Below are 15,182 nucleotides of genomic sequence, written 5' to 3'. Positions count from 1 at the left end.
GCTCAAAGCACCGCCGCGTCGGCCCGCTTTCGTGCAAAGCTAATCGAAATCTTCTCGACAAGATGTGGTTTGAGATCGTGGGTTGGGACAAATACCGGAATCTCCGGGTCGGGTCGGTTCTTGTCGTGCTTCTTGTTGGCGATCCAGTCCCTCCGCTTAGGAACGCTCTCGAGCCCTACCACGTACATGTCGAACCCATCCTCGGTCAGCCGGAAGCGCAAGAAATTATTGTAGGCGCCGATCCGGAGTGAACTGAAGGCGTCGTTGCGATTCATTCTGAGCAGCAGGCACGTGATGAGCATATTTAGCCCGAACAGTGTGCTCCCGACAAGGAAGCCGACGGGCACCATCTCCATGGCCAGAAGACCGAACCATTTCCAAATCTCCCACCATTCACCGCTCCAAGCGAAGTGCGCGTTGTTGAATGCGATCGCGTAGCGCGCCGCGTAGATCAGAACGAAAGCGTGGGCGGCCGCATGCACGGCGGCAGAGGCCCATATCTTGAATTTCCGGGAAACCTCCTGTTTGAACGTGTAGCCGATCAAGGACGCGCCGAAAATGGCTGCGATCAGCGCGTAGATGTCGGGCTGGTCCCGCAACGAGATCAGCAATGCGAACAGGAAGTAGATGCCGCCCATCAGCAAAGAGAAGTCCCAGTTCGTGAAGGCGAAGAACGCGTTGCGCAACGTGAGCCACCTGCTCGTCGAGAATGATGGATAGGCAGCGGCGGTCGTCTTCTCCGGATGCTCGGGGTCTGGCATCGTACCGAGCTTCAGATCCTCGCGATGGTTGATGAAGTTTACCGAGACATCCTGAGAGAGTTGATGTGTCGGGTGCAGGAAGGCACCTCCCCGCCGGACGTGACGTACTGGCGGCCGTCTTTGCCCACGTAGCGGCTGTAGTGATGGGTATCGCCTGATAGCAGCACCGGAATGGTATGTCCGCGTCCGGCGTTTATCGCGATGCCGGCGGCATACTCCATGATCTCCCAGGATTTGCGATTGCTATCGGTGTACAGCCAGCCGGGCTCGGCGCTGCACAAGATGATCCTGGAATTCTCTGGCATGGCGGTAGCGATTTGCTTGAAGTAATCAGCCTGTGGCCCGTCCATGTCGTCGGCGAGTTGGATGTCAGTCGCCCAAAGCCACCATGTCTCGGTTAGTCGGACGGCGAAGTAGCTGCGGCGCTGGTAGGAGCGCCACGCGCCGACATGCCACGGCTTCTCTTTGCAGAAAAGCGCGAGGAAGAGGACGAGACCGTCGTACCAATCGTGGTTGCCGGGTATTGCGAGCAGCGGTCTGCCATCGTCGTTCTTCCTGTCTGGATCGGGAGCCGCCCACGCATAGGGTTGCCTTAGCTGATTCGCATAAGCCTCCCGTGTCGCCTTGGGGTAGACTTCATCACCGCCCATGATGAGCGCCTGGCCGCGCGGCAGGAGAGTCTCGCCGATTTTCAGATCCTTACTGGCGAGCAGGCTCGCTACCGCGTAGGTGCTGTCGAAGCCGTCACCGAGGTCGGCGACCCAGTCGATCCATACACCGCCATGCTGGTCCGTCTTGAGGCGTGAACGGAAGTCCTCCGCCCGCTTCGAGTGCTCCTCGGGTGGCACGGTATCGAGAGCGGCGATCACCAATCGCCTGTCCGCGTACTGTCCAAATATGGACGACACAACGACGTTGTTCAGTAACTGGAGCAACAGCACTGGATCGAACCAGTGTGCCATGCCCGGGTAGGTCTTCGTGTCGTTGAGCAGATCGTCTGCCATTTGCAAATCCCAGTTAATTGAAATCACTACGTTTTCTACAGACCACTCGCAGCGCGGGAGTTTCAATAGCTCTACATATGGTTGCAGGGAAAAAACGCAACATTTGCTGGAAATGGCCCCAAAGACCACTATATCTGGACGATAAGTTAAATTTTAGGCATCTGGAACCGGCACAATTACAACCGCTGGGATGCGCGGGTGGGGCTACATGTGGGCTGATAACGAGACCGAACGTGATTTCCTGAACTTCTCTGGCGTTGCGGAGACTGTGGCCGAGATCATTGTCCAAGCGAAGGGCCGCCCGATCTCGATCGGCGTGTCCGGTGCCTGGGGCATCGGCAAGTCGTCGATGATCAAGTTGACCCGCTCCGCAGTAGCTGCCCGCGAGGACAAGAGCGGGAAAAAGGGCCTCGACAAATACGTCTTTGTCGAATTCAACGCGTGGCTCTACCAAGGGTACGACGATGCGCGCGCCGCCCTAATGGACGTCATTGCGGACAAGCTTGCGAACGAGGCCGAAAGCCGCGAGACAGCGCTCGAAAAGGTTGCCGCTCTTGCTAAGCGGGTGAAGTGGCTGCGGGTGGCGAAGCTCGCAACGACGTCGGCGGCTTCGATCTATTTCGGCGTTCCGCCGGTCGGGGCCGCCGGCGAGTTCTTCGAACTCGGCAGAAAGATGTGGAGCGAGGGCTTCGGGAAGAGCGATGCCGATGCGGCGAAGAAGGCCGTCGGCGATGCCGTCAAGGAAGGCGGCGAGCTTCTAAAACCGAAGGAGGAAACGTCTCCTCCGAAGGAAATTCAGGCTCTGCGCGACACGCTCGAGCAAACCCTTGAAGAACTCGGTATCACGCTTGTCGTGTTGATCGACGATCTCGACCGCTGCCTGCCCGAGACAACGATCTCGACGCTCGAAGCCATCCGCCTCTTCCTATTCCTCAAGAACACCGCCTTCGTCATCGCTGCGGACAACGACATGATCAAGCACGCAGTCCGCAAGCACTTCGCGGGCTTCGAAAATGACTTGATGGTAACGAACTACTTCGACAAGCTGATCCAGGTTCCGATCCGCGTGCCGCAACTCGGCACGCAGGAGGTCCGCGCATACATGATGCTGCTATTCGTGGACAACAGCGACCTGCCCGAGCCCGACAAGGAGAAGATTCGCGCCGCCGTGATCCGTCAACTGAAGAGCACTTGGCAGGGCAAGAAGGTGGACCGCGCGTTCGTCAACTCGCTTGACATCGGCTTACCGGGATCGCTGGTCGGGCAACTCGACACTGCCGAGCGGCTGTCTTCGCTCATGACAACGGCGTCCGGAATTGTCGGCAATCCCCGCCTGATCAAGCGCTTCCTGAACGCGCTATCGATCCGCATGACCATCTCCAAGGCGCAGGGTGTGGGCGTGGATGAGGCGGTCCTCGCTAAGCTCCTTCTGTTCGAGCGCATCGGCGACGCCAAAGCCTATGCCGAGCTCGTCAAGAATGTGACGACGGACGCGGAAGGAAAGCCCGCGTTCCTGAAGGACTGGGAGGAGGCAGCGGCCGCCGGTCGCGACCTGGAGACGAAGGATCCGTGGACCGGCGACTTCGTGCGCGAATGGCTGGCGCTTTCGCCGCCGTTGCATGACGTCGATCTCCGCGGGGCTCTTTACGTCAGCCGCGAGCATGCGCCGCTGATCACTCCTGAAGATCGCCTGTCCTCCGACGGCGCCGAACTTCTCGCGGCGATGCTCGAACATCCGGAAATGTCAGCTCGGTTGAGGGACCGCCTGGTCCGGGTGCCCCGGATCGAAACCACAGTGATTATGGATCGACTTCTCGAGCGCGCCCGCAAGGAACAGGAGTGGGGCGCGCCGCAAATACTTACGGCCTGCATTGCGCTCGCCGATGCCGATCCGGTCCAGGGACCGCGTTTGGCGGCGTTCCTCGAGGCGCGCCCTCACCAGCAGATTCAGCCTAGCATCGTGCCGAAGATCAGCGACCGCCCTTGGGCGGCGTCGCTTCTTGAGGTGTGGGGTTCGTCGGGCGACGTTTCTAAACCCGTGAAGAACGCCATCAACAAGACGAGGGCGAATGGGAACGTCGCAGTCTAGCGGGGGCCCGGGCCCGGGCGTCCCGTTGGTGCCGCCTTGGACGCCGGCCGCGCCCCAGGATCCGGTGCCACCTCCTCCGGAGCTTCCCAACGAACAGCCGGATGTACCGCCCGACGGCGCGCCTCCGGACCAAGTGCCCCCGGTTTCTGCTGCACCGCCCGCAGTGCCGCCGCTGCTGCAGCCGTCGCCCATCGCTCCCGAGAAGCGATTCGGCGGCACCCGTGCCAGTCTGGGAGACTTTGCGCGCTCTGGTGACGCGCGTGATCTGAGACGCGGGCTTGGGCACTATATCCGCAACGGGTACGGCGGTTCGAATCCAGCGACCCAGAGGTTTGGTGCCACTGCACAAACCGCTGGTTCGCTCGGCTACACGCTTTACTCGACCGCCTCAGGCGCCGCCGACGCGCCGATCGACGCGGCCGTACTGGCCGGGCGGTCGACGGAAGAGATAGCGACCGCAATCATCGAGGCGGTCAGGCCGGTCGACGGAACTCAGGATGCCGAAGCGGAGCGTGCCGCCATGCACGACGCAATGTCGGAATTGCTGAAGGAGTTTCCGGAAGCCGACCTGCTCAATCTGTCGGACGTCGAACGTGAGTTCGTCATCGAAAAATTCACCGCCATCGATGTCGCCCGGCGCTTCGAACTCGACGTTGGCAAGCACCTTCTCGAACGGGCCCCGACCGCAACGGTCGCAATGTCCCGGTTGAAGCAGATGCGGGCGTACATCGCGGAATCCGTAGCGGCGGCTTTCCGGCGGTTGAGGGACCAGGGGCGAACCCTTACGACGGGACGCGTTGCGAGCGTTGTGCAAGCGGCGCTTCGGGATACGTTCGAGGTATTCGAAGGATACGAAGAATGAGGCTGTTGTGCGCTCCGGCGGACGTCGGCCGCTTCGATGAGGCGGGCACGCTCAGGGTAGTGCTGTACGGCCAGGCAGGCGTCCCTGGTCGAGCGAGCGTAGGCGCCGCTTTACGCGGCGACGTCCGGAAAGAACGGTTTGCTCCCGATAGGCGCGCATGGGATCTCCTTTCCATCTCCAACTCGGTCATGGTGGCGGATGCCGCCGGGCTGCGAACCCAAAGTCCGGATGGATGGACTCGCGAATTCGATCTGGAGATCGCGGTGACCGAACCGGGCTTCTGGAATGGAGTTGCGCCGTTGATCGCCGATGCGCTGGCGTTCTTGACGACCGACAGATGGAGCTTGCGCTTCATCGCGGGCGGAGCGGCAGCTCCCCAGCCGGCGCGTGTGGTCCGGCCGCCGCAGGATTGCGTCGCGCTGTTATCGGGCGGCCTCGACAGTCTGATCGGAACGATTGACCTCGCTGCTGCCGGCACGCTGCCCCTCCTCATCAGTAAGATCGTGCGCGGTGACTCTGAGAAGCAGGAAGAGTTCGCGCATGCGATCGCAGGCGGTCTGAGACACATACAGCTCAACGACAATGCGGTCGTACCAAAACCGAAGGATACCTCGCAGCGCGCCCGTTCGATCATATTTCTCGCCTTCGGAGTTCTCGTCGCGACGGCCCTGGCGCCCTATCAGGAGGGAGCGGCCATTCCCCTATATGTCTGCGAAAACGGGTTCATCGCGATAAATCCACCGCTGACCGGAAGCCGGATCGGAAGCCTGAGCACACGAACGGCGCATCCCCAGTTCCTGGCGTTGTTTCAGGATCTTCTCGACGCCGCTGGCATCCGGGCGGCGCTCTGCACTCCCTACGCCAACAAGACGAAGGGAGAGATGCTGAAGGAATGCAACAATCAGCCGTTGCTGCGCACATTGGCCGTGCGTTCGACGAGTTGCGGTCGATTTCAGAAATTCAAATATAGCCACTGCGGCCGATGCGTACCTTGCCAAGTTCGAAGATCCGCCTTCCTCGCCTGGGGGCAACCGGATCTGACCCAGTACGTCTTTGAAGATATCGGTCGCGACGACGAGCAGCACGCGGGCTTCGACGACGTTCGTTCTGTCGGCATGGCTCTGGCCGCCGCACAAAATGGGGGGTTCGAAGAGTGGCTTGGGAGCGCACTGTCATGGCCGCGAATCGAGAATCGCGAGGCACTGCGGGATATGCTACGTCGGGGGCTCGCCGAACTCGGGCATCTGCATGCGAAATACGGTGTTAAGTGATCGATCTACATGCGCATCTCGACCTCTATCCGGATCCTCAAGCGACGACGAAGGAGTGCGTCGAGCGCAATCTGTTCGTTCTGTCCGTGACGACTACGCCGTCGGCTTGGACCGGGACAGCCGCACTCGCCGAGGGAGCCTCCCGTATTCGCACCGCGCTCGGTCTGCATCCGCAGCTTGCTCACGAACGCCGGAGCGAACTCGCGCTGTTTGAAGATTTGTTGCCGCGAACAAGATACGTCGGCGAGATCGGCCTCGACGGCGGCCCTGAACTGAAGGCAACGTGGGACACGCAGTGTCGGGTGTTCGACAATATCCTGCGAATGTGCGGATCGGCCGGCGGTCGCATCATGACGGTACATAGCCGCCGCGCAGCAGGCCCCGTCCTCGATGCACTGGCCTCGCGGCCCGATTCCGGCATCTCCGTGCTCCATTGGTTTTCGGGATCGCGCCGCGAACTGCAGCGGGCGATTGACCAAGGTTGCTGGTTCAGCGTCGGTCCGGCCATGCTCAACGGCGAACGAGGTCGCGGGTTGGCTGCACTAATGCCGCGCGAACGAATGTTGACCGAGTCAGATGGGCCTTTCGCGCAGGCAGAGGGGCGCTCGCTCTTTCCTTGGGACGTGGCGAAAACCGAACCGATGCTCGCTGAACTGTGGAGCATGGGCCAGGACGAGGTCCGTGACCAGTTGATGTCGAACCTCAAGCGACTGACGACGCAGTTTGCTCCAGAGAATGACCGGTCAACATCAAAGCCGTAGGTCGCCGCTAATCGAGTCACTCTTCCGTAGTCCGCGGACCGACACGGGCGCGGAAGGACCCCCCTCGGTTTTTCTGCGCTCAAGGATCGGCGAGAAAAACGGAGCCAAATTCGTCAACACCGTCAGAAGGATGTGAAATCGAGTCGTTCTTAAAACGAAATCGAGTCGCTCTAAAGGCCCAAATCGAGTCGTTCTAAAAGTGGCCTCACAGCACCACAATTTGAACTCACTGGTGGGCCCGGCAGGACTCGAACCTGCAACCAGACCGTTATGAGCGGCCGGCTCTAACCATTGAGCTACAGGCCCCGCTGCGGGCGACCGCTCAAAGACGGCCGGCAACGGTGCGCGGCCCGTTTACAGGATAGCCGGCATTCCGGCAATGCCAATTGAAAGAGGCGATTGGGTCCCGCTTTGGCGCTCGCGTCGCTTTATCGGAGCAAAGCTGGAGGGGCCCTTAAGACGTACGGGCTGTCAAGCATGGAAGCGCTGAGCTGACCGAGACAGCCCAGCCTTGCGAAACGGAGTTGACACGGCTCAAAGAGATGCAGACCAAAACTCGCGAGAGCGATCTTCAAATCTAAGGTCGTAAGGTTGTAAGAAAACGGCGCATTGAAAACTACCATACGCGCGTGAATGTAACCGACCATCTCTCGGACCACGGCTCCGTTCTTCTGTTCGACAAACGCCTGGTCGTTCTTGCGGTAAGGCCGGCATTCTAGGCCGGTCATTCCGACAAGATCGATCTCCTCCACGAGGCGTTCGGCCACGGAAGGTCCGATTGTCAGACGTAGACCATCGTCGGTTCGGGCAACGCGGAGTCTGAGGCCTTCGTGCCTATCCATGACATGGGCAAGGCCATGCTCGAGCACTCGGATATTCAGGATTCCGCCGGGCAAGAAGAACAGATCGCCGATGCACGTGGAGGCTGAGCAGGCCAAGGGCTACATGGTGGCCTGGGTCATCGATCGCGCCGATGCAGGCGCCACCAGATGACATTGGTGATTCAAACTCATCGGTTCGACGCTGATCGTAAGCGCAGCTCTGCGGCGCTTTAATTGGCGCTTGACGTCTGTTTGATCACGGTGTGTCCTGGCACGGCATCGTCAACTTAATCGACCGCCGAGCCGAAGGAGGCGATTCTCAGAGGTCGAGAGTCGGCGATAGCGCTTGTCATGGAGATCTCGCGCCAAGTCGCAAAGGCTCGCTCGCGCGAAGCACGACGGAAGTCGGCGGTGGCGGCTCCGGGATAGGGGATGTGGAAAAGGTTCGCGACCTGATCGTGAACGGACAGAAACCGTTGAGCCTGACGGGACGATTTGAAGCGCGTCATGATCCGCTCGCGTCGCCGCGTCGGCTGATGAGAATTCTCGGCCCGATTGTTGAGAGCTTTGTGCTGGCGATGTTCGACGTGTAAGCCCATCTTCGCCCTCGCAGCGCCGTACGAACGCAGCTTATCCGTGATCATAACGCGCGGCGGCGTGCCGGCGGATTTCAAGAGCTTCTTCATGAGCCGCTGCGCAGCGCGCGTCCGACGCTGGATCAAGACGTCGAGAACGAAACCATTCTGGTCGACAGCGCGCCAGAGCCAATGTTGTTCGCCCGCGATCGAGATAACGACCTCGTCCAGATGCCATTTGTCACCGCGGGCGGGAGCGCGCTGGCGGATCCGATCGGAGAACGGCTTGCCGAATTTCCGTCCCCACTGGCGCACGGTTTCATAGGTCACGCCAATGCCACGCGCCGCCAGCATTTCCTCGACCATGCGCAAGCTTAAGGGAAACCGGAAATACAACCAAACGGCATAGCTGATCACTTCCGGTGGGAAGCGATGGCGGCGATAAAGAGGGTCCTTGGCAGTCCGCATGCCGCTCGTCTACCCCCTCCGCCGCTCCAATTCGTTAACTTGACGGTACCCCTGCCGGTTCTGCGTGGCTATACCGAGACCCGCCATAAGGCAAAGTCCTGGGATCGCGAACGCCGCACCGTCGCCCGTATTGAGGCGACGATGCTCGGCCTCGACATCCGTTTCGTCGTCACCAGCCTCGATGTCGGCTCGGCCGAGTGGATCTACGACAGCCTGTATTGCGCGCGCGGCCAAGCCGAGAATCTGATCAAGCTGCATAAGACACAGCTCGCCTCCGACCGCACCAGCTGCCGTTCGGCGCTCGCCAACCAGGTCCGTCTCGTGCTCCATACGGCCGCTTATTGGCTGATGCTGACCGTGCGCGACGCCATTCCCAAAGCCCGGGAATTGGCCGCTGCCGAGTTCGCGACGCTGCGTCTTCGTCTCTTGAAACTCGCTGCCCGTGTGGTCGAGACCACGAACCGCATTCGCCTTGCGTTCGCCGCGGCATGTCCCGAAGCCGACCTGATCCGCGGCTTGCCCGGCGCGCTGCTGCCGCTCAGTCCTTGACCGGCGGGGCGTCCGCCCCCCGTTCGCCCAACCTATCCCTCAAGCGCGTTGCAAAGTACGGGTCGTCAGGCGGTGAAAAGCCGAAGGCAATCCTGTGCGCCTCGTCAGACAAGATGTGCGGCCGCATCAATCGGGCCCAAATGCCGCACTCTCACGAATAGGACGGGCTAGTGCGGATGTCGGATGAGGAACACGTCTTCCTGCTGACCCAGCATCACATCGTCTCGGACGGCGGTCGATTGGGCGTGCTGGTGCATGAACTCAGTCGGCTTTACCGGGCGTTCGAGGCTGGACAGGACGATCCTTTGCCGCCGTTGGCGATCCAGTATCCGGATTATGCCGCCTGGCAACGGCAGTGGCTGTCGGGGAACGGCTGCAGAAGCAGGCGAAGTATTGGCGCAACGCCCTGTCAGGCACGGCCCGTCTTGTCTTGCCGACGGACCGTGCGCGGCCGGCCCAGCAGTCGTTTGCCGGGGGCCAGTGTTCCTGTTGTCATCGATGCGGATCTGACGCGGGACTTGAAGCGGCTGAGCCGGCAGCATGGCACGACGTTGTTCCTGACGGTGCCGGCGGGCTGGGCGGCGGTGCTGTCGCGTCTGTCGGGGCAGGACGACCCTCCCCATCCGCTGCCAACAGAACTATCCGGGCCCGCTTTTCACGCTCCGGAAGCTGACTGAAACGGAGAGCGGCTTCGAACAAGAAAGTCTCAGCCAAGGGCGCGCAGAAAAGCTGGCGCCGTCTCGATGGCCATAACCAGTTCTTGGTGTTGCACGCCGGAAAGGATTGACAATTCTGTTTTTAGAAAGTCGGTCTGACGCTCAATAACCCCGGTGATGACGCAAACGCGCCCGATGGACCTACCAAAAATGGTCGGCCGTACTGTTACAGGAACAGGGATATACTGTCGCTCTCAACGGAGTGAGATCTGTGCCTACACGATTAGATGTCATCGAACGGGGTTTAGCCGGAAGTATTTTCCGGTTCAAGGTTGAGCAAGAGAAGCCGTGTGTAAGGCGGAGTGTCTTGACAGATCGGGAGTAGATATAGTCTATATTGAGACTCCCTCATGACATTCAAGACGGGATCGAGGTCATCGCCAAGCCGACCGACCGTCAGCCCACAACCGCCGCCGCCTGACCGGCCCCGGCGGTCACCAAAATTCGGCGATAGCTCGCGACTCGGTCCTGCAGGTAGTACTATTCAGTGTCCCCATCACAGGAATGAGAAGCGACTATGACCTCGGACGTAATCTGTTCTTTCTGTGGAATGGAGGCGCAGCATGTTCTTGCGATCGTCACCGCTCCTGACGGAGCAGCTGCTATTTGTGATGAATGCGTTCAAGTGTGCGTTCAAGCTATCGCAGCTCGTTCACCTGAATGGTTGGAGAAGCATCGACGGTTCGTCGGGGAGCTAGGGAGCAGCGGCGGCTTTCAGCGGGAATAATCGATCAGTTTGAAGACCATCGCAAGCGCAGTCATGTTCGACAGGCAACCCTTGGATCGGATGGTGCGGTGGCGCACGGTAGCGAAGGTGCTTTCGAAGGGGCGTTTTGGTCGGGAAGCGCTTGCAGTATGGTCACCAACTCTTGGACCGTCATCGCGCCCACCGTGGTTTCGGGCGGTCACACGAGCAAGGCGAGTACTGTCAGCACGACCGGCACTAAGCTGCGCAATTGCGAATGACGACGGATGGGACTGCTCCAGGCCCACCTCATTCATACCGCTCTAGCCGAACAGCCGCATCAGCAACGCCTTGCCGACCGGCGCCGCGCGCACGCTGCGGAAGGCGCGGACATATTCGCCGGCATAGAATGCGCGGACGACATTGATCCGCGTCGCAACCGCGTCCTCGAAACGGACGCCGAAGCCGTCGCGAGTGCGGCGGACAACGGTCGCGCTCACGTTCTGGCCATAGACATTGCACTTGATCGAGGCGCCGATTGGCGGCGGGGCGGGATCGATGAAGCGCGCGCCCGAAATCGAGATGTCGGCCATCCGCACCAGCCGCGGCTCGGCGCCTTCGTGAACTAGGATCGGCTCGTCGCGTTCGAAACGCTCGGCCTTGCGGCGCCGCGGCTGCTCGATGCAGATGAAGCGCACGATCGCGAGCACGACGCAATTGTACAGAACCATAGGGTTGGGCCTCAGAAATCCAAGCGAGATAGTATCAGTGGCCATCAATGGGCCAGCGTATAACGGCCCCGTTCGGTGGGACGGTGCTCCCATGTCGAAGGGGCACCCCAAAAGCACATTGGCCGTTCAGGATTACGGTTTCTGAACCCCGCCCGCACTGACAATTCAGGGGCCGGTCAATGAATCAGGCACAGCAGCAGAAGCCCTCTCCTGAAGACAAAGTTTCCGTCACCAAGGATAAGGACGCGGGCGCATGCGGATTGCAGCGCGATTTGCAGGATCGGTTGCAGCCGGCGCACGACGAGCCGGTGAGCGAGCCCGTCAGCGATAGTGCTCCCCATCCCGAAGCACCTGCAGGCTCGGGCCGGTGGGTTCGCCGCCTGCTCAAGGTCGGCATTGGTCTTGCGATCGTGGCCGTCTTCGGATGGTTGCCGCTGAAGGCCGTGCTGCAGACCTCGAGCGTCGAGGCCGTGGTCAATGCCAGGATCGCGACGTTGCGCTCGCCGATCGACGGCACCCGTGAGCGCGAAGCCGCCGCAAGACTCGACGCAACTCAGCGTGGTCCATGAGGGCGACGCGATCCTTCATGTCGTCAACGCGCGTGGCGATCGCGTGCGGCTCGACGATCTTCGGCGGCAGATGTCGCGGCAGGAGAACGAGCGCCCGAGCCTTGCCGCTAAGCTGGCAGCCGCCGAGACCGCGCAACAGGGCCTCGCCCGCCAGGCGGGCCAGTTCCGCGATGGCCGCATCCTTCAGCTCGAGGCGCGCATCGCCGAAATCCAGTCGGCGATCGAGGCCGCGGCCGCGCGACGGGAAGAGGCGGCGGCCGCTGTGGAGCGGGCCTCGTCCCTGATCAAATCGGGCAGCGTCTCGACGGTCGAGATGGCCCGCCTGACGCGTGAGCAGGCAATCGCCCAGCAGACCGAGATCGGCGCCCGCCGCCGGCTCGACGCAGGGCATCGTCAACTTAATCGACCGCCGAGCCGAAGGAGGCGATTCTCAGAGGTCGAGAGTCGGCGATAGCGCTTGTCATGGAGATCTCGCGCCAAGTCGCAAAGCTCGCTCGCGCGAAGCACGACGGAAGTCGGCGGTGGCGGCTCCGGGATAGGGGATGTGGAAAAGGTTCGCGACCTGATCGTGAACGGACAGAAACCGTTGAGCCTGACGGGACGATTTGAAGCGCGTCATGATCCGCTCGCGTCGCCGCGTCGGCTGATGAGAATTCTCGGCCCGATTGTTGAGAGCTTTTTGCTGGCGATGTTCGACGTGTAAGCCCATCTTCGCCCTCGCAGCGCCGTACGAACGCAGCTTATCCGTGATCATAACGCGCGGCGGCGTGCCGGCGGATTTCAAGAGCTTCTTCATGAGCCGCTGCGCAGCGCGCGTCTCTTCGACGCTGGATCAAGACGTCGAGAACGAAACCATTCTGGTCGACAGCGCGCCAGAGCCAATGTTGTTCGCCCGCGATCGAGATAACGACCTCGTCCAGATGCCATTTGTCACCGCGGGCGGGAGCGCGCTGGCGGATCCGATCGGAGAACGGCTTGCCGAATTTCCGTCCCCACTGGCGCACGGTTTCATAGGTCACGCCAATGCCACGCGCCGCCAGCATTTCCTCGACCATGCGCAAGCTTAAGGGAAACCGGAAATACAACCAAACGGCATAGCTGATCACTTCCGGTGGGAAGCGATGGCGGCGATAAAGAGGGTCCTTGGCAGTCCGCATGCCGCTCGTCTACCCCCTCCGCCGCTCCAATTCGTTAACTTGACGGTACCCTCTGACCTCATCTGGCTCAAGCCGAAAGGCTGCACCGAATCGAAGCCGAACTCCTTCACAAATTGCGCAGATCGCTTCCTCAACATGGTTCAACGCTCGTCAGCTCGACGTAAGCTAAATGTCTTAGAGGCTGCAACGTTCGATGTGGGCCGAGAGGTCGCATAATTTGCTCAGTCCGACAAGGAGCAGGAAATGGATCCCTTTGATGCAGGGCAGGCTCAGCGCGGTAATGGCAGCACCGAATCTTCCGGCCGCGAGGACCGGGAAGGTGAGGAGGCGCAGTGGGTTGGAGTCTTGACCCACGCGGTGCTCGCCGCTGACGATCCGGCAAATCTCGGGGATTCTGCTCCTGCGGAGGGGGGGCACGACCAGATGCTGGAGGAGTGGGCTGCCGAAGAGGGGCAGAACCCGCTCGAGGATCGACAAGAGGCTGTAAGGCGAGTGAATGCTTGGAATCAGGGCGAGCTGAATCTTGCAATGCTGCGCCTCACCAGCCTGCCTCCACTTCCAGCCGGGCTCCACTCGCTCGACGCGTCCTTCAACCGGCTGACCAGTCTGCCCGAGACTCTCCCTGACGCGCTCAATTCGCTCAATGTTAATGGGAATCAGTTGGTCAGCTTGCCCGCGCTTCCGGCCGGGCTCGCCTTGCTGGACGTGTGGAGCAATCGGCTCACCAGCCTGCCTGAGACCCTCCCGGCCGCGCTCGAGGGCCTCAACGTCGGCAACAACCAATTGACGAGCCTGCCCGAGGCCCTCCCGGCCAGGCTCGAAAGCCTTGACGTTAGTGTAAACCAATTGACGAGCCTGCCCGAGACTCTCCCGGCCAGTCTCGGAAGCCTTGACGTTGGTGTAAACCAATTGACGAGCCTGCCCGAGACTCTCCCGACCAGTCTCGGAAGACTTTACCTTAACGATAACCAGCTAACCAGCCTACCCACGGGCTTGCTAACGCAGTTGGGGGCTGCTGCGGAGGTGGTTGTGTCTGGCAATCCGCTGCCCCAGGAGATGCTGATGAACCTGGACACAATCCAAAGTACCGATGGGTATGCCGGCCCGAGGGTCGTCTTTGATTTGTCTGAGACGCACGAAGATCAGTGGGAGGACGCCGCCGTTGCGCCGTTTCCTCTCGAGACAGTAGCTGCGGAGTCTCTTCCCGAGGCAGTAGCGGACTGGCTCAACGGGGATCCGAAGGAGGGCGATCCCGAGGTGGTGGCCAAGTGGCAGAGCTTTGCAGAAGAACCCGGTGCCCAGCAATACGCAGACTTCCTCAACGGGCTGCGGAATACCGTGAACTCTGGGAACGAAGGATTCCAGCAGGGGGTGGCCAATGATCTGCGGCAGGCAGCGGCCAACCCGCAATTGCGCGCGCAGTACTTCCAGCTTGCTCTTGACGCCAACGAGAGCTGCGCGGATCGCAGAACTTTGACCTGGAACGGCATGCAAACCGCGCGCCTGATCGCCAACGTCGAGAACGGGCTCTATGACAATAACGAGGGGGTAGCGGCCCTCGTTGATCTAGGCCGTGTCATGTTCCGCTTGGAGGCACTGGGGGGGATCGCGCGCGAGAAGGTCCAATCGCTCCGCACAGGCGGCACCATCAACAACGTCGACGAAATCGAGGTCTACCTTGCCTATCAGGCCACGCTGCGCGAGCGGCTGGGGCTGCAGCACATCGCCCCGGACATGAACTACTTCTACGACTCTCACCTCACCGAGGAAGACATTGACAGGGCTGAGACGTCTGTGCGGAGCAAGGAGGCGACGGGGTTCGCCGACTATTTGGCGACGGACTGGAAACCTTGGGACGATGTGGTGCTCCGCATTGAACCGGAACACCATGCCACGATGGAGGAAAAGCTCGCCGATGCCTTGGAGGAGGAGTTCCCGGGCCGACTGAAGCAAAAGCTCGTTGAAGCGGGACTGATCGGCGCTGAGGCCGATGTCGTTGCGGATGCCGAGCGGGAGTTCGGACCCCAGGTCAGCAAGGACATCGCTCGCGAGATCAAGGGTGCTCTGAGGGACACGGTGCTCAACAAACGCGGCCTCAGTCTGTGAAGCGGCGTCTGCTGCTTGACCACGCGGTCCTTCATCCAGATCGAAGGATCAAGCAAC

The 15,182-nt window shown here is 60.9% G+C and carries 13 protein-coding genes, 1 tRNA gene and 2 pseudogenes; 10 read left to right on the top strand and 6 right to left on the bottom strand.

From position 1 onward, the window contains the following. Positions 1-2: 2 nt before the first annotated feature. Both BJ6T_RS48915 and BJ6T_RS48910 read right to left on the bottom strand, forming a co-directional pair. Positions 3-761 (bottom strand): hypothetical protein, encoded by a 759-nt coding sequence (locus BJ6T_RS48915; protein ID WP_014498027.1) that lies wholly within the window; start codon positions 759-761, stop codon positions 3-5. A 38-nt stretch (positions 762-799) separates the two neighbouring features. Continuing rightward, complete coding sequence (locus tag BJ6T_RS48910) at positions 800-1,765, bottom strand: metallophosphoesterase (protein WP_014498026.1); 966 nt, start codon at positions 1,763-1,765, stop codon at positions 800-802. Positions 1,766-1,973: 208 nt separating this feature from the next. Here BJ6T_RS48910 and BJ6T_RS39025 point away from each other — a divergent pair, with 208 nt between their 5' ends. The 4 genes from BJ6T_RS39025 to qatD all read left to right on the top strand — a co-directional run bounded on the left by BJ6T_RS39025 (position 1,974) and on the right by qatD (position 6,748). Then, complete coding sequence (locus BJ6T_RS39025) at positions 1,974-3,854, top strand: KAP family P-loop NTPase fold protein (RefSeq protein ID WP_028160578.1); 1,881 nt, start codon at positions 1,974-1,976, stop codon at positions 3,852-3,854. 163 nt (positions 3,855-4,017) lie between these two features. Next, positions 4,018-4,716 carry a Qat anti-phage system associated protein QatB gene (gene qatB, locus BJ6T_RS39020; RefSeq protein WP_224517554.1) on the top strand — a complete coding sequence of 233 codons (699 nt, stop codon included), beginning with the start codon at positions 4,018-4,020 and terminating at the stop codon, positions 4,714-4,716. Continuing rightward, positions 4,713-5,987, top strand: coding sequence for a Qat anti-phage system QueC-like protein QatC (gene qatC / locus BJ6T_RS39015; protein ID WP_014498023.1), 1,275 nt, complete (start codon positions 4,713-4,715; stop codon positions 5,985-5,987). The genes qatB and qatC overlap by 4 nt, the downstream gene beginning before the upstream one ends. Continuing rightward, positions 5,984-6,748, top strand: a complete 765-nt coding sequence (qatD, locus tag BJ6T_RS39010) for a Qat anti-phage system TatD family nuclease QatD (protein WP_014498022.1) — start codon at positions 5,984-5,986, stop codon at positions 6,746-6,748. The genes qatC and qatD overlap by 4 nt, the downstream gene beginning before the upstream one ends. A 230-nt stretch (positions 6,749-6,978) precedes the next feature. On the opposite strand, the gene BJ6T_RS39005 is transcribed toward qatD, so the two are convergent. Next, positions 6,979-7,054, bottom strand: a tRNA-Ile gene (locus BJ6T_RS39005). An 802-nt stretch (positions 7,055-7,856) separates the two neighbouring features. Next, the gene (locus tag BJ6T_RS38995; RefSeq protein ID WP_014498020.1) at positions 7,857-8,612 is read right to left on the bottom strand and encodes an IS6 family transposase; all 756 of its coding nucleotides are present in this window, start codon (positions 8,610-8,612) and stop codon (positions 7,857-7,859) included. 54 nt (positions 8,613-8,666) lie between these two features. On the opposite strand from BJ6T_RS38995, the pseudogene BJ6T_RS38990 reads away from it, so the two are divergent. The 3 genes and pseudogenes from BJ6T_RS38990 to BJ6T_RS49780 form a co-directional block, all read left to right on the top strand. Next, positions 8,667-9,161, top strand: a pseudogene (locus tag BJ6T_RS38990) (IS1380 family transposase); the annotation flags it as partial. A gap of 176 nt (positions 9,162-9,337) precedes the next feature. Next, positions 9,338-9,838: a condensation domain-containing protein gene (locus tag BJ6T_RS44755; RefSeq protein ID WP_028160640.1), complete on the top strand. Its 501-nt coding sequence runs from the start codon at positions 9,338-9,340 to the stop codon at positions 9,836-9,838. A 556-nt stretch (positions 9,839-10,394) separates the two neighbouring features. After that, positions 10,395-10,604, top strand: a complete 210-nt coding sequence (locus BJ6T_RS49780) for a ClpX C4-type zinc finger protein (RefSeq protein WP_080593929.1) — start codon at positions 10,395-10,397, stop codon at positions 10,602-10,604. Positions 10,605-10,885: 281 nt separating this feature from the next. Here the strand turns inward: BJ6T_RS49780 and BJ6T_RS38980 are convergent, their stop codons facing one another. After that, positions 10,886-11,293 (bottom strand): PilZ domain-containing protein, encoded by a 408-nt coding sequence (locus BJ6T_RS38980; protein WP_014498017.1) that lies wholly within the window; start codon positions 11,291-11,293, stop codon positions 10,886-10,888. A 179-nt stretch (positions 11,294-11,472) separates the two neighbouring features. Here BJ6T_RS38980 and BJ6T_RS48905 point away from each other — a divergent pair, with 179 nt between their 5' ends. Both BJ6T_RS48905 and BJ6T_RS38975 read left to right on the top strand, forming a co-directional pair. After that, positions 11,473-11,862 carry a hypothetical protein gene (locus BJ6T_RS48905; RefSeq protein ID WP_014498016.1) on the top strand — a complete coding sequence of 130 codons (390 nt, stop codon included), beginning with the start codon at positions 11,473-11,475 and terminating at the stop codon, positions 11,860-11,862. Beyond that, on the top strand, positions 11,813-12,316 hold the full coding sequence (locus BJ6T_RS38975) for a hypothetical protein (protein WP_223153751.1): 504 nt from the start codon (positions 11,813-11,815) through the stop codon (positions 12,314-12,316). The genes BJ6T_RS48905 and BJ6T_RS38975 overlap by 50 nt, the downstream gene beginning before the upstream one ends. On the opposite strand, the pseudogene BJ6T_RS44740 reads toward BJ6T_RS38975, so the two are convergent. Continuing rightward, a pseudogene (locus BJ6T_RS44740) lies at positions 12,261-13,019 on the bottom strand (IS6 family transposase). The gene BJ6T_RS38975 and the pseudogene BJ6T_RS44740 sit on opposite strands and share 56 nt — an antisense overlap. Positions 13,020-13,262: 243 nt before the next feature. Between BJ6T_RS44740 and BJ6T_RS38965 the strand changes: the two are divergent. Further along, positions 13,263-15,125 carry an NEL-type E3 ubiquitin ligase domain-containing protein gene (locus tag BJ6T_RS38965; protein WP_011084490.1) on the top strand — a complete coding sequence of 621 codons (1,863 nt, stop codon included), beginning with the start codon at positions 13,263-13,265 and terminating at the stop codon, positions 15,123-15,125. Positions 15,126-15,182: the final 57 nt, after the last annotated feature.

Source organism: Bradyrhizobium japonicum USDA 6 (assembly GCF_000284375.1).
Taxonomy (GTDB): Bacteria; Pseudomonadota; Alphaproteobacteria; order Rhizobiales; family Xanthobacteraceae; genus Bradyrhizobium; species Bradyrhizobium japonicum.
This window is presented reverse-complemented; position numbering and strand designations above follow the sequence as displayed.

Bases quoted from the DNA above. Each gene is read 5' to 3' on its own strand.
- BJ6T_RS39025 (WP_028160578.1), top strand. From the start codon at position 1,974: ATGTGGGCTGATAACGAGACCGAACGTGATTTCCTGAACTTCTCTGGC.
- BJ6T_RS44755 (WP_028160640.1), top strand. From the start codon at position 9,338: ATGTCGGATGAGGAACACGTCTTCCTGCTGACCCAGCATCACATCGTC.
- BJ6T_RS38965 (WP_011084490.1), top strand. From the start codon at position 13,263: ATGGATCCCTTTGATGCAGGGCAGGCTCAGCGCGGTAATGGCAGCACC.
- BJ6T_RS48910 (WP_014498026.1), bottom strand. From the start codon at position 1,765: ATGGCAGACGATCTGCTCAACGACACGAAGACCTACCCGGGCATGGCA.
- BJ6T_RS48915 (WP_014498027.1), bottom strand. From the start codon at position 761: ATGCCAGACCCCGAGCATCCGGAGAAGACGACCGCCGCTGCCTATCCA.
- qatC (WP_014498023.1), top strand. From the start codon at position 4,713: ATGAGGCTGTTGTGCGCTCCGGCGGACGTCGGCCGCTTCGATGAGGCG.
- BJ6T_RS38995 (WP_014498020.1), bottom strand. From the start codon at position 8,612: ATGCGGACTGCCAAGGACCCTCTTTATCGCCGCCATCGCTTCCCACCG.
- BJ6T_RS48905 (WP_014498016.1), top strand. From the start codon at position 11,473: ATGAATCAGGCACAGCAGCAGAAGCCCTCTCCTGAAGACAAAGTTTCC.
- BJ6T_RS38980 (WP_014498017.1), bottom strand. From the start codon at position 11,293: ATGGTTCTGTACAATTGCGTCGTGCTCGCGATCGTGCGCTTCATCTGC.
- BJ6T_RS49780 (WP_080593929.1), top strand. From the start codon at position 10,395: ATGACCTCGGACGTAATCTGTTCTTTCTGTGGAATGGAGGCGCAGCAT.